The sequence below is a fragment of the Zoogloea sp. genome, assembly GCF_041914405.1.
Lineage (GTDB): Bacteria > Pseudomonadota > Gammaproteobacteria > Burkholderiales > Rhodocyclaceae > Zoogloea.
Genome location: NZ_JAYSDK010000035.1, coordinates 11,982 through 36,102, shown reverse-complemented (window position 1 = coordinate 36,102; position 24,121 = coordinate 11,982). Strand labels below are relative to the sequence as shown.

The window sequence follows — 24,121 nt, the reverse complement described above, 5'->3', positions numbered from 1 at the left end:
AGCAGCGCAGCAGGCTTGCCGCAGGTCAATAAAATGGTGCGCCGGACCCGGAAAATAGGCCTCTGATCGCTCCAGGCGGTCCCCGACCAACAACAAAGAAAGAGCACGGCCGTGTCCTCGGAACACTCCCGCAAGCCCCTCGCCCCCATCGTCGTCAGCGCCATTGGCGTCGTCTTCGGCGACATCGGCACCAGCCCCTTGTATGCACTGAAGGAAATCTTCAACGGCCATCACCCCATCCCGGTCACTCCGGACAATATCCTCGGCGTGCTGTCCCTGGTCTTCTGGTCGATCATGGCGCTGGTCACCGTCAAGTACGTCAGCGTGATCATGCGTGCCGACAACCGCGGCGAAGGGGGCTCCCTGGCCCTGCTGTCGCTGATCACCGAGAACTCCCGCAACCGGGTGGTGACTTGGGCCGTCTCGCTGCTCGGCATCTTCGCGGCGGCGCTGTTCTACGGCGACAGCATGATCACCCCGGCCATCTCGGTGCTGTCGGCGGTGGAAGGGCTGGAGATCGTCTCGCCGGACTTCACCCGCTTTGTTCTGCCGCTGACCCTGGTGATCCTGACCGTGCTGTTCTTCATCCAGAAGCGCGGCACCGGCACCGTCGGCATGTTCTTCGGGCCAGTGATGATCGGCTGGTTCGCGGTCCTCGGCCTGCTCGGCATCCTCGAGATCACCCGCCATCCGGCCGTGCTGACCGCCCTCAACCCGGCCTACGCGGTCGGCTTCATCACCCACCACCCGTCGCTGGCCTTCCTGGCCCTCGGCTCGGTCGTGCTGTCGGTGACCGGCGGCGAGGCCTTGTACACCGACATGGGCCATTTTGGCCGCTTCCCGATCCGCCTGGCCTGGTTCGGCTTCGTGCTGCCGGCACTGGTGCTCAACTACTTCGGCCAGGGCGCCCTGCTGCTCAACGAGCCGGCCGCCATCGAGAGCCCCTTCTTCCACCTCGGTCCCAACTGGGCGACGATTCCGCTGGTCATCCTGGCCACGCTGGCGACGGTGATCGCCTCCCAGGCGGTGATCTCCGGCGCCTTCTCGGTAGCCCGCCAAGCCGTGCAGATGGGTTTCCTGCCACGCATGCTGATCGTCCACACTTCGGGTGCCGAGGCTGGCCAGATCTACGTGCCCTTCACCAACTGGACGCTGTATCTGGCGGTGGTGGCGCTGGTGCTGGGCTTCAAGAGCTCCTCCAACCTGGCCGCCGCCTACGGCATCGCCGTCACCGGGACGATGCTCATCGACACCGTGCTGGTGGCCTTCGTGATGGTCCTGCTATGGCGCTGGCACCCGCTGGTGGTAGCGCTGGTGGCTGGCGCCTTCCTGGCGGTGGACATCGCCTTCTTCGCCGCCAACGCCCTCAAGATCCCCGAGGGCGGCTGGTTCCCGATCGCTGCCGGGCTGGTCTCCTTCACCGTGCTGACGACCTGGCGGCGCGGCCGCCGGCTGGTGCGGCGGGAGCTTGCCAAGCAGGGCATTCCGATGGCGACCTTTCTCAACGCCCTGTGCGACGTGCACCGGGTGAATGGCACCGCGGTCTTCATGACCAGCTCCAAGGAAGGCGTGCCGGCTGCGCTGCTGCACAACCTCAAGCACAACCAGATCCTGCACGAGCGGGTCGCCCTGGTCACCGTCGAGACCGCCGACACGCCCCACGTGAACGAGATGGAGCGCATCTACCTCCACCGCATGAACCAGGGCTTCCTGCGCATCGTGATCCGCTACGGCTTCATGGAAGACCCGGACGTCCCGCAGGCGCTGCAATGCTGCAAGCGCTACGGCGAATCCTTCGACATGATGGAGACGACCTTCTACGTGTCGCGCGAGACCGTCATCCCGAGCGTACTCGGCCGCCGCATCAACCCGTGGCGGGCGCGCCTGTTCGCCTTCATGTCGAAGAACGCCACCAGCGCCACCGACTTCTTCAGGATCCCCAACAACCGGGTCGTCGAACTGGGCACCCAGCTGGTGATCTGACCGGCCCGCTTACTGGCGGTCGCGCCGGGAGATCAGCTGGAAATACACCCGGTCCGGCAGCCAGCGCAGGACCTTCATGATGCGCGTGAAACGGTGCGGGAAATGGATCTCGAAGGCACCGCCGGCAAAACCGCGGATGATCCGCCGCGCCGCGTCGTCGGCCGAGATCAGGGCCGGCATCTCGAAGTCGTTCCTGGCTGTCAGCGGCGTGTCTACGAAGCCCGGGTTGATCAGGAAGACCGACACGCCCCGGGGGGCCAGATCGAGGTACAGGATCTCGGCGAAATTGATCAGGGCCGCCTTGCTGGGCCCGTAGGCAAGGGCCCTTGGCAGGCCCCGGTAGCCGGCCACCCCGCCGATGATGGCGATGGCGCCCGCCCGCTGGCGGATCAGCTGCGGCACCACCGCGGCGACGCCGTCCATCACCCCCAGCAGATTGGTATGCACCGTGTGCCGCGCGGAATCGGTGGTCAGATCCCAGGCCCGCAGCGGCGCATAAGTGCCGGCGCTGAGGATCACGACGTCGACGCCCCCCCAGATATCCAGGATGTCCAACATCGCCGGCGTAAAGGCGCCGGCGTCGGTCACATCAAGGGGTAAGACCAGCGCGTCGTGCAACTCCGCGGCCAGTTGGCGCAGGCGCGGCGCGTTACGCGCCGACAGGGCCAGGCGGGCACCGCGCCGGTCCAGTTCCACGGCCAGCGCCGCACCAATCCCGCTGGAGGCGCCGACGATCCAGACGCGCCGGCCCTGCCAGTCGGTAATTGGCGTATTCGTAGGACCGAACCACAACATCGCCCCTCCCGCCTTCCGCAGCCTCCGGCACGCCACCGGCCGGAATACGGTTCAGCTGCCGCCCATTCTCAGCGTAGCGCATCGCCGCGGCCTTTGCCTGCCGAGGCTGCCGGGAAGCGTGTCCTTCAGGGGCGTTCGGCCAGGGCCCGCTCGACGGCACTCACGAAGGTCTTGTTGTCGGGGGCGGTGGTGCTCGGAAAGCTGAGCACCTTCTGGCCGCTGCGGTCGATCAGGTATTTATGGAAATTCCACTTTGGTCGCTCGCCGGTCAGCGAACCGAGCTGCTTGTAGAGGGGATTTGCCGAGCTGCCCAGCACGTCCGACTTGGCCAGCATCGGGAACTTGACCCCATAGGTGAGCCGGCAGAAATCGGCGATCTCCTTGTTGCTGCCGGGCTCCTGCCCGCCGAAGTCGTTGGACGGGAAGCCCAGCACCACCAGGCCCTGCTCCCTGTACTTGGCGTACATCTTCTCGAGGCCGTCGTACTGGCCGGTAAAGCCGCAATAGCTGGCGGTGTTGACCACCAGCACCACCTTGCCCTGGTACTGGCACAAAGACTGGGGTGCCTCGTCCTGCAGGCGCGGGAAGGTGTAGTTGAGCAACGCCGGGCAGGCCTGCGCAGCGGCCCCCGGAGCGGCGGCTGCCGTGGGTGCCGCTGCCCCAGCGGGTAAGGCCAGGCCCAGCAGGGCCGCCGACACGATGCAGGATGCAACTTTCTTCATTCAGGACTCCACTCTGCTGGTTATGGTGGAAGCCACCTGCTCCCACCCATCTGCCGGTGGACCCGTTGGCCCCGGCTGGAGTTCGCCCACTTCACGGCCGCCTTCCCCTGTGGGCCGTATTCCGGAAGGTGCGGCCCCTACGCGTAGCCGGGAGCGGGCTGGGTGCGTTGCCTCGGGACGCGGTCCATCGACCAGTTCTCCCGCGCCCACGCCCACACGGCGGCCAGTCCGGACGCAGCCAGATCTGGCGGCGGGCGCTGGCCGAGGAAGTCCAGCACATCGGTCAGCAGACGGGCCGGCTCGGCCCCGTCCACCGCGCGGGCGAGGGTCTGCTTGGAGAGCTTCTCACCGACGGCATTACAGGCTACAGGCAGATGGGCGTAGGCCGGCACCAGATAGCCGAGCAGGCGCTGCAGCAGGATCTGGCGGCAGGTCGAATCGAGCAGGTCGGCGCCGCGAACGACCTCGGTGACGCCCGCCTCCGCGTCATCCACCACCACCGCCAGCTGGTAGGCGAACAGGCCATCGGCGCGCAGCAATACGAAGTCTCCGACATCGGCCGCGACGTCCTCGGCAATGGTGCCCTGCACGCGGTCGTCGAAACTCAGCGTGCCGGGCTCCACCCGCAGGCGATAGGCCCGCGCCGCACGACCTGGCGGCAAACCGTCGCGGCAGGTGCCGGGATAGCGCCGCGTGCCGTCCCGGGCCAGCGCCGAATCGGCCATCTCCTTGCGGGTACACGCGCAGCCGAAGATCCGGCCGGCTGCCTGCAGGCGCGCCAAAGCATCCCGGTAGGCAGCGGCGCGGGCGCTCTGCCAGACCACCGACCCATCCCATTCGAAACCAAAGCGCTCCAGCGTGCGCAGGATGCCCTCCGCCGCACCAGGCACGCTGCGCGGCGTGTCCACATCTTCGATGCGCAGCAACCATTGCCCGCCCTGGCTGCGTGCTGACAGGCAGCTGCCGAGCGCCGCCACCAGGGAGCCGAAATGCAGCGGCCCGCTCGGCGATGGGGCAAAGCGGCCGATCACCGCAGCCGGCGCGGCCCTCCCCTCAGCGCTCATGTTGGCTCCCACGCGCCCGCAGCGCCCTGAAATTCAAGACCACACGCATATTTTATGACTTTAGACATATTCCTCCGGCCGTCCACTGCCGGGATAATCCGGACTGCGGCACAGACAGCACCGGCCGCCATTGTCGCAGCCCCCGGCGGGTACTTGAAGCCCGCGCCAGGCCAAGGTTCCAGAGCAACCGCCACGTTTTCGTCCCGCGCATGAAGTCAGGCTGCCTCACTCCCCCCAATCCCGCCCTGGTCCTGCCGCCGGCCGACAACAGCCGGCGCGACGGAGCCCGCTTCCGCGTCCATTTCATCGCCCAGCTGGCCTGCCTGCTGGGCGCCGCCGCCCTGTGGCCGCAGCTGTCCCAGCCCTACCCCCTGCTCGCCTGGTGGCTGGGCACCGCCGGCATCCAGCTGATGCTGGCCACCCAGCCCCTGCGCTGGAGGATCCCCCGAGCCACGGCCGACGACACCGCACTGCGCGGTTACCTCGCCAGCGCCGGCACCCTGCTGGCCGGCGCCGCCTGGGGCGCGCTGGCCCTGCTTGGCCCCTACGAATCCAGCCCCCACGCCCAGCTGACCCTGTTCCTGATCCTCGGCGGAGTGGTCGTCGGCGGCGCCGGCGTGCTGGCGGGCAGCCGCGGCACCTACGCGGTGTTCACTTTTAGCACGCTGCTTCCGCTGTTCATCCAGACCCTCGCCAGCCCGCCGCCGGCGCTGCCCCTGGCGGGCCTGTGGCTGGGCGTCCTGGCCTTGCTCGCCGTCACCATCAACGACCTGCTGAACAGCCGCCTGCAGGCGGCCCCGGGGCACGGCGGCGACGCCTGGCGCCAGCACCAGACCATGCTCGACCATGCCAGTGAGGCGATCGTGCTGTCCCACGGCAACCGTGTCCTGCGCAGCAACCAGCGCTTTGCCGAACTCATCCACGACGGCCCCGGCAACATCGCCGGCCGCCGCCTGGCCGCCTGGCTGGCCGACTGCAGCGAATGGCGGCGCCACGCCCGCGCCGCCGCAGATGCCTTCCTTCGCGGCCAGGCCTACCGGGAATCCGTGCGCCTGCGCCGCGGCGACGGCAGCGTCTTCTGGGCCGACATCGCCGCCCAGGCCGTCAATCCGGGCCTCGCACCGCTGCAGGTGGTGTGGGTCGTCAGCGACATCAGCGAACGGGTCGGCGCCACTGCCCGCCAGCAACTGGCCAGCGCCCAACTCCATGACCTGCTGGGGCACAGCGCCGACTGGTACTGGCAGACCGACACCCAGCACCGCCTGACCCGCATCACCCGTCACGGTGCCGACGACAACCACCTGGCCGACAGCATCGGCCGCCACTGGTGGCACTTCCACCGGGCCGACGGCGTACCAGCGGGTCAGGCCGCCACCCTGCGCGCCTTCGAGAGCCGCCACGGCTTCCGCAACCTGCTCCTCGAGGTGCCGGACGGTGAACGCCAGCCCCGCTGGCTCAACATCTGCGGCGTACCCCGCGTCAATGAAGACGGCGCCTTCATCGGCCACCACGGCGTCGCACTGGACGTCACCGAACAGGTGCGCGGCAACGAGCGGGTCCGCCAACTGGCCTACCACGACGCATTGACCGGCCTGCCGAACCGGCGCCTGCTCACCGACCGGCTCCACCAGGCGATCGCCCGCGCCCGCCGCCAGCACACTCAGGTGGGCGTGATCCTGGTGGATCTCAACGACTTCAAGGGGGCGAACGAGTTCGACGGGCAGGCCGCCGGCGACCGGCAACTGCTCGATACGGCCAGCCGCCTGCGCACCTGCGTACGAGCCTGCGATACCGTGGCTCGCCTGGACGACAACGACTTCGTGATCCTGCTCGCTGAACTGGAACGCCCGGCAGATGCGGAACAAGTCGCCAACAAGGTCCTGGCCGCCCTCGACCGGCCCTTCGGCGACGAGGCCCCCTACACCCTGCTCGGTACGCATATCGGCATCACCATCTTTCCCCACGACGCCGACGGCGCCGATGGCCTGCTGGAACTGGCCGACGCCCGTGCCCTGCAGGCCCGCCGCCAGGGCGGCCCGCGCATCGCGTATGGCTGAAACAGGCCCTGCCACCGCGCCGGCCGCTACAATGGGGCCAAGCCCGCCTGCAGCCCTGCCGATGAACCAATTCTCCTGCCCCCTCCCCGCCGCCGACGGCGAACACAGCTGGCCCGCCACCCGACAGGCGACGGTCCTGCGCGTGGCGGGCGACCAGGCCCAGACGGATGTCGACGAAGTCATCGAGGAAGTGCCGGTCGCGCTGGTCTTCAACGGCATCTCCCACGCAGTGCTGCTCGCCACACCGTCCGACCTGGACGACCTGGCCCTCGGCTTCAGCCTCAGCGAGGGCATCCTCGCCAGCCGCGGCGAGCTCTACGACTGCGAACAGCACCCCCATCCGCGGGGCATTGAGCTGCGCCTGGAAATCGCCACCCAGCGCTTCATGGCCCTCAAGGAGCGCCGTCGCAACCTGGCCGGTCGCACCGGCTGCGGCCTGTGCGGACTGGAAAGCCTCGATGCCCTCGCCCGGCCCCTTGCGCCAGTACCGGCCGGCCAGCCCATTTCCGCCGCGGCCATCGGCCACGGCCTGGCCGAACTCCCCACCTGGCAGCGCCTGCGCCACACCACCGGGGCCGTCCATGCGGCGGCCTGGATCGACAGGGACGGCCACATCCGGGCATTGCGGGAAGATGTCGGCCGCCACAACGCCCTCGACAAGCTGCTCGGCCACCTGGCCCGTCAGGAGCAGGCGGTGGAAGACGGCTTCGTGTTGGTGTCCAGCCGGGCCAGCTATGAAATGGTGCAGAAAGTCGCCGCCCTCGGCATCCGCAGCCTGGTCGCCGTATCGGCCCCCACCGCACTGGCCATCCGCCTCGCCACCGACACCGGCGTCACGCTGACCGGCTTCGCCCGTGACCAGCGCCTGGTCGTCTACAGCCACCCGGAAGGCATCACGCTGTAACGACCACACCTTGGTCAGGGCTTTGGGCTTTGGGCTTTGGGCTTTGGGCTTTGGGCTTTGGGCTTTGGGCTTTGGCACTGTAAAGCTTGTCATACTGTGGGGGCGAATGAATTCGCCCCCACAGCTTTACCCCCACAGCCTTAACCAACGGTTACGTCTCCTGCGGATGCAGGCCGGCAGACTCAGACGTAGCGCAGGCGCCGGCTGCGCTCCAGGCGTTCGGCGAACTTCGGGAAATCGAGGCCGGTTCGCGCGCGGAGGGCCTTGGCCTGGTTGGCGATATCGCGCCAGCGGGGAGCAAAACCCGGTGCGCGGAAGGCCAGCACGATGTCGTTGCCGTCAGGGATCGCCATCGTCAGCAAGCGGTCGTCAAAGACCTCGGCGATCATCGCCAGGTGGTCCTCCCGGTCGGCCTTGTCGCCGGCCAGGTTGGCCACCATCACGCCACGTCCGGCCAGCGCGTCATGCACGCTCTGGTAGAACTGCGTCGAACTCACTGAACCGGAGAGGCCATGACGGTCGAAGGCGTCCATCATGATCACGTCCGGCCGCTCCTCCCAGTCGGCGCTGCGCAGCACGTGGTCGGCGCCATCCCCTTCGATGACCTGCAGGCGCCCGTCGTCCGGCGGCAGCTCGAACTGGTCGCGGAAGGCGATCACATACGGGTCGATCTCCACCACGGCAATCTTCGCCGAGCCGACATGCCGGTAGCAGAACTTGGCCAGCGAACCGCCGCCGAGACCCAGCATCAGCATCTGGCGCGGGCGCGGCAGAAACAGCAGAAAGCTCATCATCGCCTGGGTGTAGTCCAACTCCAGCGCGAAGGGGTCCTTCAGGCTCATCGTGCTCTGGATCAGCGACAGGGAGAAGTGCAGGGTCCGCGTGGTACCGTCGTCGATGACGAAAGGCTTATCGTAGGCGCCGGATACCACCTGGCGCAGCACCCATTGGGTGTCGCAGTCCGCCGGCTCGAGCAAGCGGATGGTGTCGGAATCGGAGAAGAAAGGACTCGGCAGGACGAGTACGGACGAGGCACGGGACATCGGGGCAAGGCGCCGGCAGGGCCGGCAGCGCAGTGAAACGGCCCTGAATTGTACGACCGTCCGCCAACCTATGGCCGCGGCACGCGCGCAGAGCCAGTCTTCACGCACGACTTCATGCACCTAAAGTAATTTCCAGCGGCGCCGTATTTACTCCAACAGGATTTTCGCCGCGGCGGAAACCACACAAACAGATAGACCAGAGGGAGACGCACGATGTCCATACTTCAACGCCTGCAATTACTGGTGGGGTGCGCGATCCTCGGCCTGATCGTGCTGACCGCGGTGAACTACCACGAGACGGACAAGGTCTTCGAGACCACCAGCCAGGCCAGTGCCAACGTGATCCCGAGCCTCATCCAGCTCAGCGATGCACGCCTGTGGTACAGCCGCACCCGGCTGCGCGCCGACCGCCACGTGATGCAGGACGACCCGGGGCAGATGGAGGCCACCGAAAAGACGATCCGCGAGGCCCAGGCCAATACGCAGAAGGCGCTCAAGGATTATGAAAGTCTGATCGCCAATGCCCAGGATCGCCAATACCTGGAGGCCGAAAGAGCCAGCCTCGTCGAATTCGACAAGCTGCTCGACGAAACCCTTGCCCTGTCCCGCAGCCAACGCAAGGCTGAAGCCCGGGAACACCTGCTCAAGCACGTGCCGCTGGCCCGCAAGTTCGAGAGCCAGCTCGACGAACACTTCAAGTTCAACAAGGAACTCGGCGAACAGGCCACCGCAGAGGCCCGCCAGATCAAGGAGCGGGCGAGCACCACCGCCATCGCGGTGCTCATCATCGCGGCCATCCTGCAGGGTGTCATCAGCGTGACGACGACCCGCTACCTCAAGCAGCGCCTGTCCGACGCCAACCGGATCGCCGGACGCATCGCCGCCGGCGACTTCACCGCCGGCAACGACAGCCATGGCCCGCGGGACGAGATCGGCAAGCTGCTGGAGGCACTCCAATCCATGCGCCAGGATCTGGCCCAGACGATCCGCGAGATCATCTCCAGCTCCGAGAGCGTGGCGAGCTCCGCCGCCCAGCTGTCCAGCACCGCCCAGCAGGTCTCCCAGAGTTCGAACCAGCAATCCAGCTCGACGGCCGCCGCCGCCGCCGCGGTGGAAGAGCTGACGGTGAGCATCGACCACGTGGGCTCGAGCGCCGACGACGCCAGCCGCCAGGCCGAGGACGCGGGCAACAAGGCGGCCATCGGTGCCCGCGGCGTGGAGGATGCCGCCCAGCGCATCGGCCAGGTGGCCAACCAGGTGGACGCCACCGCCGAACGCATCCAGGCCCTGTCCGAGCAAGTCCAGCAGATCGACCGCATCACCGTGGTGATCCGCGAGGTCGCCGACCAGACCAACCTGCTGGCCCTCAACGCCGCCATCGAGGCCGCCCGCGCCGGCGAGCAGGGGCGCGGCTTCGCGGTGGTGGCCGACGAAGTGCGCAAGCTGGCCGAACGCACGACAAGCTCGGTGCAGGAGATCAGCCAGGTCGTCGGGGCGATCCAGCAGGGCGCCGTGGATGCGGTGAGCAGCATGCAGTCCAGCCGCACGCTGGTCAGCGAAGTGGTCGTCAGCGCACGCACGGCCGGCGAGTCGATGGGAGAGATCCAGGCCTCCACGCAGACCATGCAGGGCGCCATCGAGAGCATTTCCGACGCCCTCAACGAACAGCGCGGCGCCTCCACCGAGCTGGCCCGCAACGTCGAGCACATCGCCCAGATGTCCGAAGAGAACGCCGCCGCAGCGGCCTCCTCCGCCGACACCGCGGGCCGCCTGACCAATGTCGCGGACCAGCTGCGCAGCAGCGTGGCCCGCTTCCGGGTCTAAGCGCCCGAGGCCTCCAGCAGGCGCAGCTTGCGGTACAGGGTCGCCCGCGCCACACCCAGGCAGCGGGCGGCGGCCGACACATTGCCGCCACATTTCTCCATCGCCGCACGCACCGCATCCAGTTCCACGTCGCGCAGGGACCCCGCCCCCTCCTGGGTGGAGCCACCCGCGGCAACAAGCGGCCGGCCGGTGTCTTCGAAGACATCCTCGGGCAGATGCTGCACGCCGATCTGCGCCTCGCCGTCCGCCAGAGTCAGAGCCAGGCGCAGCACGTGGCCAAGCTGGCGGATGTTGCCCGGCCAGCGGTAGGCCAGCAGCAGCTTGCGGGCTTCCGGCGTTAGCGGCGGACAGGGTCCGTCACCAGCCTCGCGGCGCAGCAGGCGCTCCAGCAGGGCCTCCCGGTCGGCGCGCTCACGCAGGGCCGGCAGGCTGACCCGCACACCCTTGATGCGGTAATACAGATCCTCCCGGAAGCGCCCCGTCGCCACCAGCTCATCCAGGCTGCGATGGGTCGCGGCGACGATGCGCGCCTCGAAGGCGATCAGCCTCGCCCCACCCAGGCGCGTGAAGCTGCGCTCCTGCAGCACCCGCAGCAGACGCCCCTGCAGTTCCAGCGGCATGTCGCCGATCTCGTCGAGAAACAGCGTACCGCCCCGCGCCAGCTCGAACTTGCCGGGCGCGCCACCCCGCCGGCCGCCGGTGAAAGCGCCATCCTCGTAGCCGAAAAACTCCGATTCGATGAGGCCGGCCGGCAGGGATGAGCAGTTGATCGCCACGAACGGCCCGCCCGCGCGCTCGCTGCCCTCGTGCAGGTGGCGCGCCAGCACCTCCTTGCCGGTCCCTGTTTCGCCGTTGATGAGCACCGGGATGTCCCGCTGGAAAGCCCGCCGGGCCACCTGCAGGGCCCGCTCGGCAACCCCGTCCACCTCGCTGGGCTCTGCCGCTGGCAGCGCAGCGGCGGGCATGGCGGGCGGAGTCCCGGCCCGCTGCGCGGTGCGCGCCGCCTCTCCCAGGCAAGCCAGCAACGAGCCCTTGCGGGCCGCCTCGAAACGAGCCTCGAAGCGCAGGCCGCCATCGCTCCACACCACGCCCTGGGTCAGGCGACCCGACAAGGCCTGGACAAAAGTCTCCGGCGGGCAGTCGAAGAGGCGCTCGAAATCCATGCCGGCCTGCCCCTCCGCCGCCAGCTCCAGCAACTGGCGGGCCGCCCCGTTGGCGCCCAGGACCTGCCCGGTCTCAGCAAAGGCGATCACGCCTTCCAGCGGCGTGCCAAGCAGGTCCGGACGGTAGTGGAAACCCATCGTCAGCGCCGCACCGAGCCCGGCCAGCATGCGGTTCTCCACCGCCCTCGCGGCGATCGCCAGCGGCTCCAGCACCGTCACGGGCCCGCCGTTGCAGTAGCGGGTGGCGTCGAGTACGCCGGCCAGCTCGCCGGCCGGATCGAAAATCGGCACCGACGCGCAGGAGAAGCCACGGATCTCGTCCAGGAAATGCTCCGCCGCACGCACCACCACCGGCTGGCGGTCCACCAGCGCGCAGCCGGGGCCACTGGTGCCGATGCTCGCCTCGCCGATCGGCCGGCCCAGCTCGAAGATCCGGTCCATGTCCCGGTAGGCACTGCCGGTGCCGTACAAGGCCTTTACCACCACCCCGTCAGCGTCCGTGCACACGATGCCCCAACCGCCCCGGGACAGCGCCGCGCGCAGCTTCTCCATCTCCGGCAGCGCGTGTTCCACCAGGCGGCGGTTGCGTTCCTCGATCCAGGCCACCTGCTGGCGGGAGATCGGGCTGAACACGCGCCGGTCGGCGGCCGCCAAGCCCTGTCCGCGCGAACGTTCCCAGGAGCGGATCACCGCATCCGGAACCAGCCCGGTCGGTACCCGTCCCTCGTCGAAGAAATCGCGCCGGGCCCGTTGCACGCGCGCCTCGAAAGCTGCCAGCAGCTCTCCCATCGGGTGTCTCCTCGTTGCGGCCAGTAACGAGTCAACCGGCAACGCCGGGGTGGCTCGTTTCAAGTCAACCGCCCTTCCCGGCGTTTTCGCCGGGCGCTCCCTTGGCGGCTGCAAAGGCCTGATTCATTGTGATTTTTACGTTTTCTCCGGAGTCGGCACGGATGCTGCAAACCGATCTGTGCGCCACCGGGAGTCCGCTCCGCGATCCCGCGGAAGCGCGTTCCACAGTAAAGAACTTCAACAAACGAAGTCAATCAGGAGACACGATGCACCCTCACGCTCACGCCCCCCGCCGGCGGCTGGAAAAGCGACTTGCGCTGGCCTTGCTGGCCACCTTCAGCCTATCCGCCAGCACCAGCTTCGCCGAGCCTGCCAGAACCTCCCGCGAGCACATCGCCGCCGCCACCGCCCGGGTGGACGAAAAGACCGTCCGCGCCAACACGGCGACGAGCCGCGACTGGCCGACCTACGGCCTCGACTACGCCGAGACCCGCCACAGCAAGCTCACCGAGATCAACGCCAGCAACGTGAAGCAGCTCGGCCTGGTGTGGAGCTACAACCTGGAATCGACCCGCGGCGTCGAGGCTACCCCACTGGTGGTGGACGGCATCATGTACGTGTCGGCCTCGTGGAGCGTGGTGCACGCGGTGGACGTACGCACTGGCAAGAAGCTGTGGACCTACGACCCCAAGGTGCCCCGCGAGATGGCCTTCAAGGGCTGCTGCGACGTGGTGAACCGCGGCGTGGCGCTGTACAAGGGCAAGGTCTTCGTCGGCACCTTCGACGGCCGCTTGGTCGCCCTCGATGCCGCCACCGGCAAGCCGGTGTGGGAGAAGGACACCATCGAGGACCGCAGTCACTCCTACACCGTCACCGGCGCACCGCGGGTCATCAAGGGCAAGGTGATTATCGGCAACGGCGGCGCCGAATACGGCGTGCGCGGCTACCTCACCGCCTACGACGCCGAGACCGGCGAGCAGAAATGGCGCTGGTACACCGTGCCCGGCGACCCGGCCAAGCCCTTCGAGAACGAAGCCATGGCCAAGGCCGCCAAGACCTGGGACCCGGCCGGCAAGTGGTGGCTGAACGGCGGCGGCGGCACCGCCTGGAACAGCATGACCTACGACCCGGAACTCAACCTGATGTACGTGGGCACCGGCAACGGCTCGCCGTGGAACCACCGCAAGCGCAGCCCCGGCGGCGGCGACAACCTCTACCTGGCCTCCATCGTCGCCCTCGACCCGGACACCGGCAAATACGTCTGGCATTACCAGGAGACGCCGGGCGACAACTGGGACTACACCTCGGTGCAGGACATGATCCTCACCGACCTCGTCCTCGACGGCAAGAAGCGCAAGGTGATCCTGCACGCGCCGAAGAATGGCTTCTTCTTCGTCATCGACCGGACCAACGGCAAGTTCATCTCCGCCAAGCCCTTCACCGAGGTGAACTGGGCCACCGGTTACGACAAGAACGGTCGTCCAATAGAAACGCCGGAAGCCCGCTCCCGCGAGGCCTTCGACAGCGTCCCCGGCCCCTTCGGCGGCCACAACTGGCACGCCATGTCCTTCAACCCGAAGACCGGCCTGGCCTACTTCCCGGTGCAGAACGTGCCGATCAACCTCGCCGAGGACAACAGCTGGTCCCACAACAACAAGCAGCCCGGCCAACCCCAGGCCGGTACCGGCTGGAACACCGGCATGCTGATCAACACCCAGCCGCCGAAGAGCAAGGCCTTCGGCCGCCTGATCGCCTGGGACCCGGTCAAGCAGAAGGAAGTGTGGCGGCAGGAATACGCCTCGCCATGGAACGGCGGCACCCTCACCACCGCCGGCAACCTGGTCTTCGCCGGCACCGCCGACGGGCGCTTCGCGGCCTATAGCGCCGACAAGGGCGACAAGCTGTGGGAGGCCCCGATCGGCACCGGCATCATCGCCCCGCCGGTCACCTACGAGGTGGACGGCCGCCAGTACGTGTCCATCGCGGTGGGCTGGGGCGGCGTGTTCGGGCTGATGCAGCGCGCCACCGACAAGCAGGACCATGGCCGCGTCTACACCTTCGCCCTCGGCGGCAGCGCACCGCTGCCCCAGCCGCAACCCTATGCCCTCGGCGAGCTGATCTCCGGCGTCAAGTACGACCCGGCCCACATCCCCGAAGGCACCAAGCTCTACGTCAGCAACTGCGTGTTCTGCCATGGCGTGCCCGGCGTCGACAAGGGCGGCAACGTCCCCAACCTGGGCTACGTGCCGGCCAAGGACATCGAGAACCTGTCCGACTTCGTCTTCAACGGCCCCTTCGTGAAGAAGGGCATGCCCGACTTCACCGGCAAGCTCAGCCCCGCCGATGTGGAGAAGATCAAGGCCTTCATCCAGGGCACCGCCGACGCCGTGCGTCCCAAGCCCTGATACAGCGCCGCATACCGCCTCCTCCGGAGCAGCAGCTCCCTCTTGCCGCGGTCTCAGCCCTCCCCTATCCGGCGGACCGCGGCCCTTTTATTCCGCAGCACCCAAACCATAACAACCAGGAGACAAGACCATGACCACCTCCCAGCGCTTCGCCCTGCGCCTGTGCGCCGCCAGCCTCCTCGCCGCCGGCCTGTCGGCCAGCCCGGCCTTCGCCGATGTGCGCCCCGATCCGGGCGACTACACCGGCCTGCCCGCCGGCACCAACCTGCTGCTCGCCTACGCCCAGTTCCCCCGCGGTGACAAGGTGTACAGCAAGGGCAACAAGGTCGTCGACAACCTGGACCTGTCGGTCAATGCCGGCATCCTGCGTTACGTGCGCTACATGAAGCTGGGCGACTACATCATCGACCCGCAGATCATCGTGCCCTTCGGCAGCCAGAAGATCGGCCTGTCCGACAGCAAGACCAGCGGCCTCGGCGATGTGATCTTCGGCGCCACGCTATGGACCCTCGCCGACCTGGCCAAGGGCGAGCACCTGGGCTGGTCGGTCTTCTTCACCGCCCCCACCGGTGGCGACAAGAACCAGGGCTTCGCCCTCAGCAACAACCGCTGGGCCACCGACCTGCAGGTCGGCTACATCCGCAAGCTGTCCGACAAATGGACCCTCGATCTGATCGGCGAGACCGAGTTCTACCAGGACCAGCGTGACACCAAGGCCCAGAAGGATCCGCTGCTGCAGGCGCACGGCCACCTGCGCTATCACCTCAGTGACGCCACCTACGTCGCCGCCACCTACCGCCACGCCTGGGGCGCCAAGGAGAAGCTCGACGGCGTCGAGCTGGCCGGCGCCAAGAACAATGGCACCGCGATGCTCACCTGGGCGTCCTTCATCGACAAGCAGTGGCAGGTCCAGCTCCAGTACGCGCAAGACCTGAAGGTCGAGGAAGGCCCCAAGACCAGCGCCCTCCAGGCTCGCGTGCTGTACGTCTATTGATCGCCCCGCCAACCATCAGGAGACACGAGACATGAACCGTTTCCATGGAATCGAACTGACCCCCGCCACCGCCGCCTTCCTCGCCGCACCGCGCCAGATGTTGATTGGCGGCGAGTGGGTGGACGCCCTGTCCGGCGCCACGCTACCGGTCATCGACCCGGCCAGCGGCGAGGCCTTCTGCCACGTGCCGGCTGGCGAGTCCGCCGACATCGAGCGCGCCGTGCAGGCCGCCCGCCGCGCCTTCGAGTCCGGCGAATGGCCGCGCCACCGCCCGGTGGACCGGGAGCGCCTGCTGCTCCGGCTGGCCGACCTGCTGGAAGCCAACGCCCAGGAGTTCGCCGAGCTGGAAGCCCTCGACAACGGCAAGCCGGTGACGATGGCCCGCCACGTGGACGTGGCCCTGTCGGTGGATTTCATCCGCTACATGGCCGGCTGGGCCACCAAGCTCGAAGGCGCGACGATGGAGCTGTCGGCCCCGCTGGTACGCGACCGGGAGTTCTTCGGCTTCACCCGCCGCGAGCCGGTGGGCGTGGTCGGCGCGATCATCCCGTGGAACTTCCCGCTGCTGATGGCGGTGTGGAAAGTCGCCCCGGCGCTGGCCGCGGGCTGCACGATGATCCTCAAGCCCGCCGAGGACACCCCGCTGACCGCCCTGCGCCTCGGCGAGCTGGCCGTTGAAGCCGGCTACCCGGCCGGCGTGCTCAACGTGGTCACCGGCCTCGGTCATACCGCCGGCGCTGCGCTGGCCTCCCACCCCGGCATCAACAAGGTGGCCTTCACCGGCTCAACGGAAGTCGGCAAGCTGGTCGGCAAGGCGGCGATGGAGAACATGACCCGCGTGTCGCTGGAGCTGGGCGGCAAGAGCCCTGTGATCGTCCTCGACGACGTCGATCCGGCGGTCGCCGCAGCCGGTGCCGCCCAGGCCATCTTCTTCAACCAGGGCCAGGTGTGCACCGCCGGCTCGCGCCTGTACGTGCATCGCAGCCGCTTCGACGCGGTGGTGGAACAGCTCGCCGGCATCGCCGACAGCATGAAGATCGGCCCCGGCATCGACCCCAGCACGCAGATCGGTCCGCTGGTTTCCAAGGTGCAGCAGCACCGCGTGCTCGACTACGTGCGCAGCGGCCTGTCGGAAGGTGCCCGCGCAGCGGCCGGCGGGGCGGGCGGCGACGGCCCGGGCTGCTTCGTGAAGCCCACCGTGCTGGTGGACGTGCGCGAGGACATGCGGGTGGTACGCGAGGAGATCTTCGGCCCGGTGGTCGTCGCCCAGCCCTTCGAGGACCTGGACGACATCGCCCGCCGCGCCAACGACACGCCCTACGGGCTCGCCGCCAGCATCTGGTCCAACGACCTGGCACGCGTGCACCGCCTGATCCCCAAGATCCAGGCCGGCACCGTGTGGGTGAACTGCCACAACATCATCGAGAGCGTGATGCCCTTCGGTGGCTTCAAGCAGTCCGGCATCGGCCGCGAGGCCGGCCGCTCGGCGCTGGAGCTGTACACCGAGCCGAAGTCGGTGATCATGATGCTGTAAAGACCGGCGGCGCTGCCGGCCCGACTTCAGGCCAGCAGCGCCACCGACTTGATCTGCGCGACGACCGGCAGGCCCTCGCGCAGGCCGAGCTGGTCCTTCGACAGGCGGGTGATCCGCGCCAGCAGCGGCGTCCCCCCCGCATCCAGGCGCACCAGGCACTGGGCCGGATGGGCCGCATCGCCGAAGCCGACGATGCGTGCCGGCAGGCGGTTGACGATGCTCGAGCGGTTCTCGCCGGTGAGCGCGATACTGACGTCGCGGGCCTGGATTTTCAGGCGCGCCCGCTTGCCCACGTCGAGGGCCTTGCGGGTCACCTTAATGACACCGCCGGGAAAACCGAGGCGGGTCAATTGATAGTCCTCGTCGTGGCCGACGACCTGGGTGTCCACCAGCACTGCCGCGTCCTCATCGAGGGCCAGCGGCAAGTCCAGGCGGGCCAGCAGCTCGGCGGTCGGCCCGTTGGCCACCACCCGGCCCTGCTCCAGCAGCACCATGTGATCGGCCAAGCGCGCCACCTCGTCCGGCGAATGGCTGACGTACAGGATCGGCGTCGCCAGTTCGTCGTGCAGGCGCTCAAGATAGGGCAGGATTTCCTGCTTGCGCCGGCTATCCAGCGCCGCCAGCGGCTCGTCCATCAGCAACAGCTGCGGACTGGTCAGCAGCGAGCGGGCGATCGCCACCCGCTGGCGCTCACCGCCGGACAGCGCGGCAGTACCGCGGTCCAGCAGATGGCCGATGCCCAGCAGCTCCACCGCCGCCTCCCAGCCGACCTTGCGCTCCGCCACTGGGATGCGCTTCAGGCCGAATTCCAGGTTGGCGCGTACCGACAGATGGGCAAACAGGCTGGCCTCCTGGAACACGTAGCCGAGGGGCCGCCTGTGGGTCGGCAGGAAAACCCGCCGCGCGTCGTCCTGCCAGCATTCGCCATTGATCTCCACACGCCCGGCCGGCCGCGCCAGCCCGGCCACGCAGCGCAGCAGGGAGGTCTTGCCCGAGCCCGACGGCCCGAACAGCGCGGTCACGCCACGGCCGGGCAACTGCAGGTCCGCTTCCAGAGTGAAATCCGCCAGCGGCAGGCAGCATTGCAGGCGGATGCCGGTGGCGTCGCTCATCGCGAGCCCCCCAGCGCGTTGCGCCCGCCAATGGCATACAGCCCCAGCAGCACGATGAAGGAGAAGGCCAGCAGGCCGGCGGCGAGGCCGTGGGCCTGGCCGTATTCCATGGCTTCCACGTGGTTGTAAATCTGCATCGAGATGACCCGGGTCTTGTCCGGGATGTTGCCGCCGATCATCAGCACCACGCCGAACTCGCCGACGGTGTGCGCGAAACCGAGGATCGCCGCGGTGATGAAGCCCGGCCGCGCCAGCGGCAACGTGACCGTGAAGAAGGTGGCCAGCGGCGAGGCGCGCAGCGTCGCCGCGACCTCCAGCGGACGGTCGCCCATCGCCATGAAGGCGTTTTGAATTGGCTGCACCACGAAGGGCAGCGAGTAGATGATCGAGGCCACCACCAGGCCGGTGAAGGTGAAGGGCAGCCGCCCGAGGCCGAGGGCCTCGGTGAAGCGCCCCACCGCCCCCTGCGGCCCCATCAGCACCAGCAGGTAGAAACCCAGCACCGTCGGCGGCAGCACGATGGGCAGCGACACCACCGCCCCGATCACACCGCGCAGGCGCGACCGGGTGCGGGCCAGCCACCAGGCGATGGGAGTCCCTATGATCAGCAACAACACCGTAACGAGGGTGGACAGCTCAAGGGTCAGGCGAACGGCCGACCAGTCTTCCGGTGTCAATTCCATGGCTCAACCATCGATCAAAGTTCGTACCCGTAGGACTTGATGATCGCCGCCGCGGCCGGCGACTTCAGGAAGGCGGTCAGCGCAGTGACGGCCGCCTGGCCCTTGCCCTTGTTCAGCACCACCGCGTCCTGGCGGATCTGGCTGTAGTACTTGGACGGCACCAGCCAGTAGGAGCCATCGATCAGCTTGCCGTCCTTATGGATCTGCGAATAAGCGATGAAGCCCAGTTCTGCGCTACCCGAGGCGACGAACTGCTGGGCCTGACCGATGCTCTCGGCGAGGACGATCTTCGGCTGCAGGCTGTCGGCCAGACCGAGGGCCTTGAGGGTTTCCATCGCGGCCAGGCCGTAAGGCGCCAGCTTCGGATTGGCAACGGACAGGTGCTCGAACTTGCCCGTCCTCAGCACGTCGCCCTTGTCGTCCACCACGCCAGCCTTCGGCGACCACAGCACCAGCTTGCCGATCGCGTAGGTGAAGCTGCTGCCCGCCACGCCGTCGCCTTCCTTGACGAGCTTGGCCGGCGTTTCGTCGTCGGCCGCGAGCAGCAGCTGGAAGGGGGCGCCAGACTTGATCTGGGCGTAGAACTTGCCCGTCGAGCCGAACACCAGCTGGGCCTTGTGGCCGGTGGCCTTTTCGAACTCGGCGGCGATCTTCTGCATCGGCGCGGTGAAGTTGGCGGCCACCGCCACCGACACCTCGTCGGCTTTAGCCAGCAGGGAAGTCCCGGCGAGAACGGCAAAGAGGGCAAGCGAACGGAACGGCGATTTCATTGAAGAACTCCAGTCAGGTTGAAATTCAGTCGAAGACGGCGAGGATCACCGACGTGGCCTGAAAGACCGCACAGGCCGGCGTGCCGATGGCAAGACCGAGGTTGTCGATGCTGTCGTGGGTTACCACCGAGGTGACGGTGCGCCCACCGGGCAGCGTGATCGTCACCTCCGAGCTCACCGGCCCCTCATGAATGCGGCTGACTTCGCCCCACAGGTGGTTGCGCGCCGTGGTGCGCACCTGCGGGTCGGTGATCAGCAGCACCGACGGAGCCTTGACGAAGGCGTGCACGTCCTGACCAATGCCGAGCTCCAGCGTCTCTGCGCTCTCGCGGGTGATCACGGCGACGATTTCGCTGGCGTCATCGAGGCGCACACGCACCTCGAAGCTGACCTCGCCCTCGCGCAGGCCGCTGATCCGGCCGACGAACTGGTTGCGGGCACTGGTGCGCATCGACATCCGGCGCAGCAGGGTCTGGAACTCGCGTACACCGGACTCGCCACCATCACCCAGACGCGCCGACAGGCGGTCGATAGCCTCCTGGTATTCCTGCTCCACCGCCCGGTACATCGCGATGACCCGGCGACCGTAGTCGGTAAGGCTGGTGCCGCCGCCGTGCTTGCCGCCCACCGAACGCTCCACCAGCGGCGCCTCGGCCAGGTTGTTCATCGCGTCCACGGCGTCCCACGCAGCCTTATAGGACAGCGGCACGGCCTTGGCGGCCTGGGAGATCGAGCCGTAACGGTCGATGGCCTCCAGCAGGCGGATGCGCGTGTCACCGAGAAAAGTGCCGAACTCGGTATCGACTGTCAGTTTTCCGACAAGCTTGTGATGAATGGCGCGGCGGGTTGTCATTCTTGTTCCTATATATGTCGCTATACAACGAGGCGTACTGTACTCCAGCAAATAGCGGGCCACCAATCCGCCGCCCTGACGGTTGATAGGGGATGACGCTCTTGCGTAAGCTGACGTGCCCCCCCAAGCGCATCGCTTTCGGAGAATGCAGACATGAAGATCAGCGCGCGCAACGTATTCGACGGCCACATCGACGCAGTCAGGCTCGGCGCCATCAATTCCGAGGTGGAAGTGGCCCTGCCCGGAGACCTGAAGATCGTCGCGACCGTCACCAATGACGCGGTGAGGGAACTCAACCTCGCCGCCGGGAAACCCGTCCAGGCCTTTGTCAAAGCCTCATCCGTATTAATCATTCCCGGCTCAGGCGACGTCAGAGTGTCGGCCCGCAACCGCCTGGGCGGCAGCATCACCTCGATCACCGAAGGACCGGTCAGCAGCGACGTGTCCATCGCCCTGGGCAATGGACAGACCGTCCACGCCACGATCACCCATGAAGCCTCGGTTGCCCTCGGCCTGAAGGTCGGCACCCCGGCAATCGCCGTTTTCAAGGCGCCGTCGGTAATCCTCGGCGTCGCCGGCTGAAGTACCGGCGGCGACGCCACATCCCTTCCGCGGAGAGTCGCGGGACATCCCGACACGCCCCCGCGGATCACTATATGCACCTGGATATAGCGAATGCACATCCATAGTGCATTTTTCTGGTTTATCTGACGATCAATGATCTTTCTTCCCCGTAGGGGCGAATTCATTCGCCCCTACATCTCTCTCCTCACACAAGACGCCTCACAGGCTTTCGAGAAAGGCCAGCAAGGCCCGACGCTGTGACGCCGGCAGGGCTTCGAAACGTCGGCGCGCAACCTTCGCTTCGCCGCCATGCCACAGGATCGCCTCGGCCAGGCTGCGCGCACGGCCGTCGTGGAGATAGCGTTGCTGCTCGCTGATCGTCTGCGTCAGCCCTATCCCCCACAGCGGCGGCGTTCGCCACTCCCGCCCTGACGCGGCGAAATCCGGCCTGCGATCGGCCAGGCCAGGCCCCATGTCGTGGATCAGCAAGTCCGTGTAAGGCGCGATGGTCTGCCCAGCGAGCCTCGGGAAACGCGGCGACGCCCCAGTCGAGAGGCTCGGCCGGTGGCACTGCGCACAGCCGCTAGCAGCGAACAGCGCCTCGCCGCGCCGCACGACCTCACTGTCCGTATTCCGGCGGGCCGGCACGGCCAAGTGGGCCAGATAGAACTCCACATCGTCCAGCTGGCGGGCACTCAGCTCCGGCGTGCCGCCGTTCGGTGCCTGCCGGCAAGCGGACTGCACAGCAGTACAGTTTTCGATCGGATGCAGCTCGGACGTGATCCCTAGGTCGCCCAGGAAAGCGCCTGCAATCTGCGCACGCAGCGCCGGCATGTTGGCCTTGTAGCCAAAGCGTCCAGCCTCCAGTGCAGCGGTTTCCGGACTCCACACCCGGTTCACGCGCCCTTTCACGCCATCTGGCTTACGCTCTGCGGCCAGCGCCGCCAAGGTCTGCGCCGGCACCGCATCGAGCAGCCCCATGCCCACCACTTGCTGGCCGACCCGCGGCGAGGTCAGCACCTTGCCGATCGCCCCGTAGCCCAGCTCGGTGAAGGCCAGCGTCGGACGGCGCAGCGACACCACTTCGCCATCCGCCAGCCGACGCTTCGACTCGATCCAGCCCAAACGTACGCGTCCCTCGCCGGGCACGCCGGGAATGCCTTCCTCGTTGAACTGGTCGCCATAGGCCGGATGGGGTCGCGGTCCGCCGTGCGGGCCCCGCCCGGCCACGGACAGGCGTACCAGCATCGACTGCATACGCTCGTCCGGACCGTCCGGCGGCAGGCCGCGGCCGTTGCGGGCGTGGCAGGAGATGCAGGCCAGCCGGTTGTAGAGCGGGCCGAGGCCGTCCACCTGCTCGTCCTTGGCCGGCGCCACCACCCAGCTCTGGTTGAACAGGGAACGGCCATGAAAGAAGCGCTCCCGCTCCGCATCGGTCAGGCCATCCAGCGGCCGCGCGAAGGCCTCGCGGTCTGCATCCGCCACCTGCCAGTCCGCCGCCCGGGCGCCCGCCGCTGCGAGAACGCCGCACACCAATAACAGGAAACCCAGCCGTCGCATCAGGCCACCCCCAGCAGGCTGGCGGCCTTCGCATAGCGCGCATCGACGCGGCTCGCCCAGGTCTTTTCCAGGCCAGCGGCCAGCGCCTCGGCAGCCGGGTCGTCGCGGCGGGCGAAGAAGGCGCATTGGATCGCCGGATCGTCGGCCTCCGCCTCCTTCAGCGGCGGGGTCGTCAGCAGGGGCCAGACCGTATTCCAGGCCGCCCCGTCGGCCGCATGCAGGCACCGCCAGAGTTCGACCAGACGCGCATGGGGACGCACGAAGGCCTGCCCGAAGGCGGCCGCAATCGGCGCTGCGCGGCCGCGCCCACGAGCGTTGTCATAGAGATAGCCGCCCCGCGCCGCCGCTGCGAAGGGATCATGGTAGCCAGCCGGCAGGCCGACGTAGGCTGACGGCCGCACCGGCAGCTTGCGGATGTCCGGGTGGGCGAGGATCTTCTGTCCGGCGTCGGACAGCACGAAGTCCACGAAAGCCTTCCCGCCCTCCGGATTCGGGCTGCCGGCGGTCACCGCGATGTGGGCCGGATTGACGCCGCCGTGGCGCGGGTAGATGAACTCGATCGGTGCGCCATTGGCCACCGCCGAGGCGACGAAGAAATCGATGGACAGCCCAATGCCCCTGCGCCCGCCACCGATCTCATCGCTGACGAAGGTGCCGCCACGCCCGGTGAAAGCCGCATTGGCGGCGATGGCACTCCACAGAGCCCAGCCGATGTCCCAACCGTAGGCCTGCAGCGGAATATCCACCAGCACCGGCGCGAAGCCCACCTCCACCGGGTCCGGCACCGCCAGGTGACCGGCATAGACCGGATCGGCCAGGTCGCTCCAGTCCGCCACCGGCGGCAGCTTGTGGCTGTGCAGATAAGCCGGATTCACCGCAAAGCCGTAGCCGGCCACCTCGGACGCCGCGTAGAAGCCGTCCGGATCGTTGATGACGCTGCCGCCGACCCGCCCCGGCAGGCCCTCCAGGCTCACCGGCAGCTTGCGGAAGGCGTGCTCATCCTTGAGCTGAGCGTAAGTCTTGGGCGACGCGCTCCAGTACACGTCCACGCCGCCCTGCCCCGCCTGGCGGAGGTAGGGCAAAGCGTCGTGGGGCATGCGCCAGACGATACGCAGGCGGTACTGGGGCCAGGCCTTCTCGAAGGCGGCCTCGAAGCGCGACACCACCGCGTCCGGGTAGGCGGTGAGCACCACCACGTCCTTCGTCGGCGCCGCCCAAAGGCGGCCGGACGCGCCCAGCGCCGCGAAGGCGCCGGCGGCACGCACGAAGGCGCGGCGGGAAGACTTGTGCAGGCTGTCCATG

Annotated in this window: 19 protein-coding genes; 8 read left to right on the top strand and 11 right to left on the bottom strand. The window is 67.9% G+C overall.

Annotated elements, in window-relative coordinates; all coding sequences use genetic code 11:
* The first annotated feature begins 111 nt into the window (after window positions 1-111).
* A complete protein-coding gene (locus ACE3RX_RS18700; protein ID WP_374486479.1) occupies window positions 112-1,983 on the top strand; it encodes a potassium transporter Kup in 1,872 nt (623 codons plus the stop codon).
* Between the two features lie 9 nt (window positions 1,984-1,992).
* Here ACE3RX_RS18700 and ACE3RX_RS18695 read toward each other — a convergent pair whose 3' ends face one another.
* From ACE3RX_RS18695 to gluQRS, 3 genes are all read right to left on the bottom strand, one after another.
* Window positions 1,993-2,778 (bottom strand): SDR family NAD(P)-dependent oxidoreductase, encoded by a 786-nt coding sequence (locus ACE3RX_RS18695; RefSeq protein ID WP_374486478.1) that lies wholly within the window; start codon window positions 2,776-2,778, stop codon window positions 1,993-1,995.
* Between the two features lie 125 nt (window positions 2,779-2,903).
* Complete coding sequence (locus tag ACE3RX_RS18690) at window positions 2,904-3,500, bottom strand: glutathione peroxidase (RefSeq protein WP_374486477.1); 597 nt, start codon at window positions 3,498-3,500, stop codon at window positions 2,904-2,906.
* 137 nt (window positions 3,501-3,637) lie between these two features.
* Entirely contained in the window at window positions 3,638-4,564 is a 927-nt protein-coding gene (gluQRS, locus tag ACE3RX_RS18685; RefSeq protein ID WP_374486476.1) for a tRNA glutamyl-Q(34) synthetase GluQRS, read from the bottom strand.
* A gap of 209 nt (window positions 4,565-4,773) precedes the next feature.
* Between gluQRS and ACE3RX_RS18680 the strand changes: the two genes are divergently transcribed.
* Together ACE3RX_RS18680 and fdhD are read left to right on the top strand one after the other, a co-directional pair.
* The gene (locus tag ACE3RX_RS18680; protein WP_374486475.1) at window positions 4,774-6,621 is read left to right on the top strand and encodes a diguanylate cyclase domain-containing protein; all 1,848 of its coding nucleotides are present in this window, start codon (window positions 4,774-4,776) and stop codon (window positions 6,619-6,621) included.
* A gap of 61 nt (window positions 6,622-6,682) precedes the next feature.
* Window positions 6,683-7,525: a formate dehydrogenase accessory sulfurtransferase FdhD gene (fdhD, locus tag ACE3RX_RS18675; protein ID WP_374486474.1), complete on the top strand. Its 843-nt coding sequence runs from the start codon at window positions 6,683-6,685 to the stop codon at window positions 7,523-7,525.
* Between the two features lie 182 nt (window positions 7,526-7,707).
* Here fdhD and ACE3RX_RS18670 read toward each other — a convergent pair whose 3' ends face one another.
* Window positions 7,708-8,568: a fused MFS/spermidine synthase gene (locus ACE3RX_RS18670; RefSeq protein WP_374486473.1), complete on the bottom strand. Its 861-nt coding sequence runs from the start codon at window positions 8,566-8,568 to the stop codon at window positions 7,708-7,710.
* A 213-nt stretch (window positions 8,569-8,781) separates the two neighbouring features.
* Here ACE3RX_RS18670 and ACE3RX_RS18665 point away from each other — a divergent pair, with 213 nt between their 5' ends.
* Window positions 8,782-10,392, top strand: coding sequence for a methyl-accepting chemotaxis protein (locus ACE3RX_RS18665; protein ID WP_374486472.1), 1,611 nt, complete (start codon window positions 8,782-8,784; stop codon window positions 10,390-10,392).
* Here ACE3RX_RS18665 and ACE3RX_RS18660 read toward each other — a convergent pair.
* Window positions 10,389-12,344, bottom strand: coding sequence for a sigma-54-dependent Fis family transcriptional regulator (locus tag ACE3RX_RS18660; protein WP_374486471.1), 1,956 nt, complete (start codon window positions 12,342-12,344; stop codon window positions 10,389-10,391). The genes ACE3RX_RS18665 and ACE3RX_RS18660 overlap by 4 nt on opposite strands.
* Before the next feature lie 266 nt (window positions 12,345-12,610).
* Here ACE3RX_RS18660 and ACE3RX_RS18655 point away from each other — a divergent pair, with 266 nt between their 5' ends.
* From ACE3RX_RS18655 to ACE3RX_RS18645, 3 genes are all read left to right on the top strand, one after another.
* Window positions 12,611-14,749, top strand: coding sequence for a PQQ-dependent dehydrogenase, methanol/ethanol family (locus ACE3RX_RS18655; RefSeq protein ID WP_374486470.1), 2,139 nt, complete (start codon window positions 12,611-12,613; stop codon window positions 14,747-14,749).
* A gap of 130 nt (window positions 14,750-14,879) precedes the next feature.
* Window positions 14,880-15,743 (top strand): transporter, encoded by an 864-nt coding sequence (locus ACE3RX_RS18650; protein WP_374486469.1) that lies wholly within the window; start codon window positions 14,880-14,882, stop codon window positions 15,741-15,743.
* Window positions 15,744-15,774: 31 nt separating this feature from the next.
* Window positions 15,775-17,277 (top strand): aldehyde dehydrogenase family protein, encoded by a 1,503-nt coding sequence (locus ACE3RX_RS18645; RefSeq protein WP_374486468.1) that lies wholly within the window; start codon window positions 15,775-15,777, stop codon window positions 17,275-17,277.
* A gap of 26 nt (window positions 17,278-17,303) precedes the next feature.
* Here ACE3RX_RS18645 and modC read toward each other — a convergent pair whose 3' ends face one another.
* From modC to ACE3RX_RS18625, 4 genes are read right to left on the bottom strand one after another with little or no spacing between them, the layout of a single operon-like run.
* Entirely contained in the window at window positions 17,304-18,389 is a 1,086-nt protein-coding gene (gene modC / locus ACE3RX_RS18640; protein WP_374486467.1) for a molybdenum ABC transporter ATP-binding protein, read from the bottom strand.
* The gene (gene modB / locus ACE3RX_RS18635) at window positions 18,386-19,072 is read right to left on the bottom strand and encodes a molybdate ABC transporter permease subunit (protein ID WP_374486466.1); all 687 of its coding nucleotides are present in this window, start codon (window positions 19,070-19,072) and stop codon (window positions 18,386-18,388) included. Before modB ends, modC begins: the two co-directional genes overlap by 4 nt.
* Window positions 19,073-19,086: 14 nt before the next feature.
* Complete coding sequence (gene modA, locus ACE3RX_RS18630) at window positions 19,087-19,842, bottom strand: molybdate ABC transporter substrate-binding protein (protein ID WP_374486465.1); 756 nt, start codon at window positions 19,840-19,842, stop codon at window positions 19,087-19,089.
* A gap of 25 nt (window positions 19,843-19,867) precedes the next feature.
* Window positions 19,868-20,695, bottom strand: coding sequence for a TOBE domain-containing protein (locus tag ACE3RX_RS18625; RefSeq protein ID WP_374486464.1), 828 nt, complete (start codon window positions 20,693-20,695; stop codon window positions 19,868-19,870).
* Between the two features lie 153 nt (window positions 20,696-20,848).
* On the opposite strand from ACE3RX_RS18625, the gene ACE3RX_RS18620 reads away from it, so the two are divergent.
* Window positions 20,849-21,277, top strand: a complete 429-nt coding sequence (locus tag ACE3RX_RS18620; protein WP_374486463.1) for a molybdopterin-binding protein — start codon at window positions 20,849-20,851, stop codon at window positions 21,275-21,277.
* Window positions 21,278-21,478: 201 nt separating this feature from the next.
* On the opposite strand, the gene ACE3RX_RS18615 is transcribed toward ACE3RX_RS18620, so the two are convergent.
* The gene (locus ACE3RX_RS18615; protein WP_374486462.1) at window positions 21,479-22,819 is read right to left on the bottom strand and encodes a di-heme oxidoredictase family protein; all 1,341 of its coding nucleotides are present in this window, start codon (window positions 22,817-22,819) and stop codon (window positions 21,479-21,481) included.
* On the bottom strand, window positions 22,819-24,120 hold the full coding sequence (locus ACE3RX_RS18610; RefSeq protein ID WP_374486461.1) for an ABC transporter substrate-binding protein: 1,302 nt from the start codon (window positions 24,118-24,120) through the stop codon (window positions 22,819-22,821). Before ACE3RX_RS18610 ends, ACE3RX_RS18615 begins: the two co-directional genes overlap by 1 nt.
* Between the last annotated feature and the right edge of the window lies 1 nt (window position 24,121).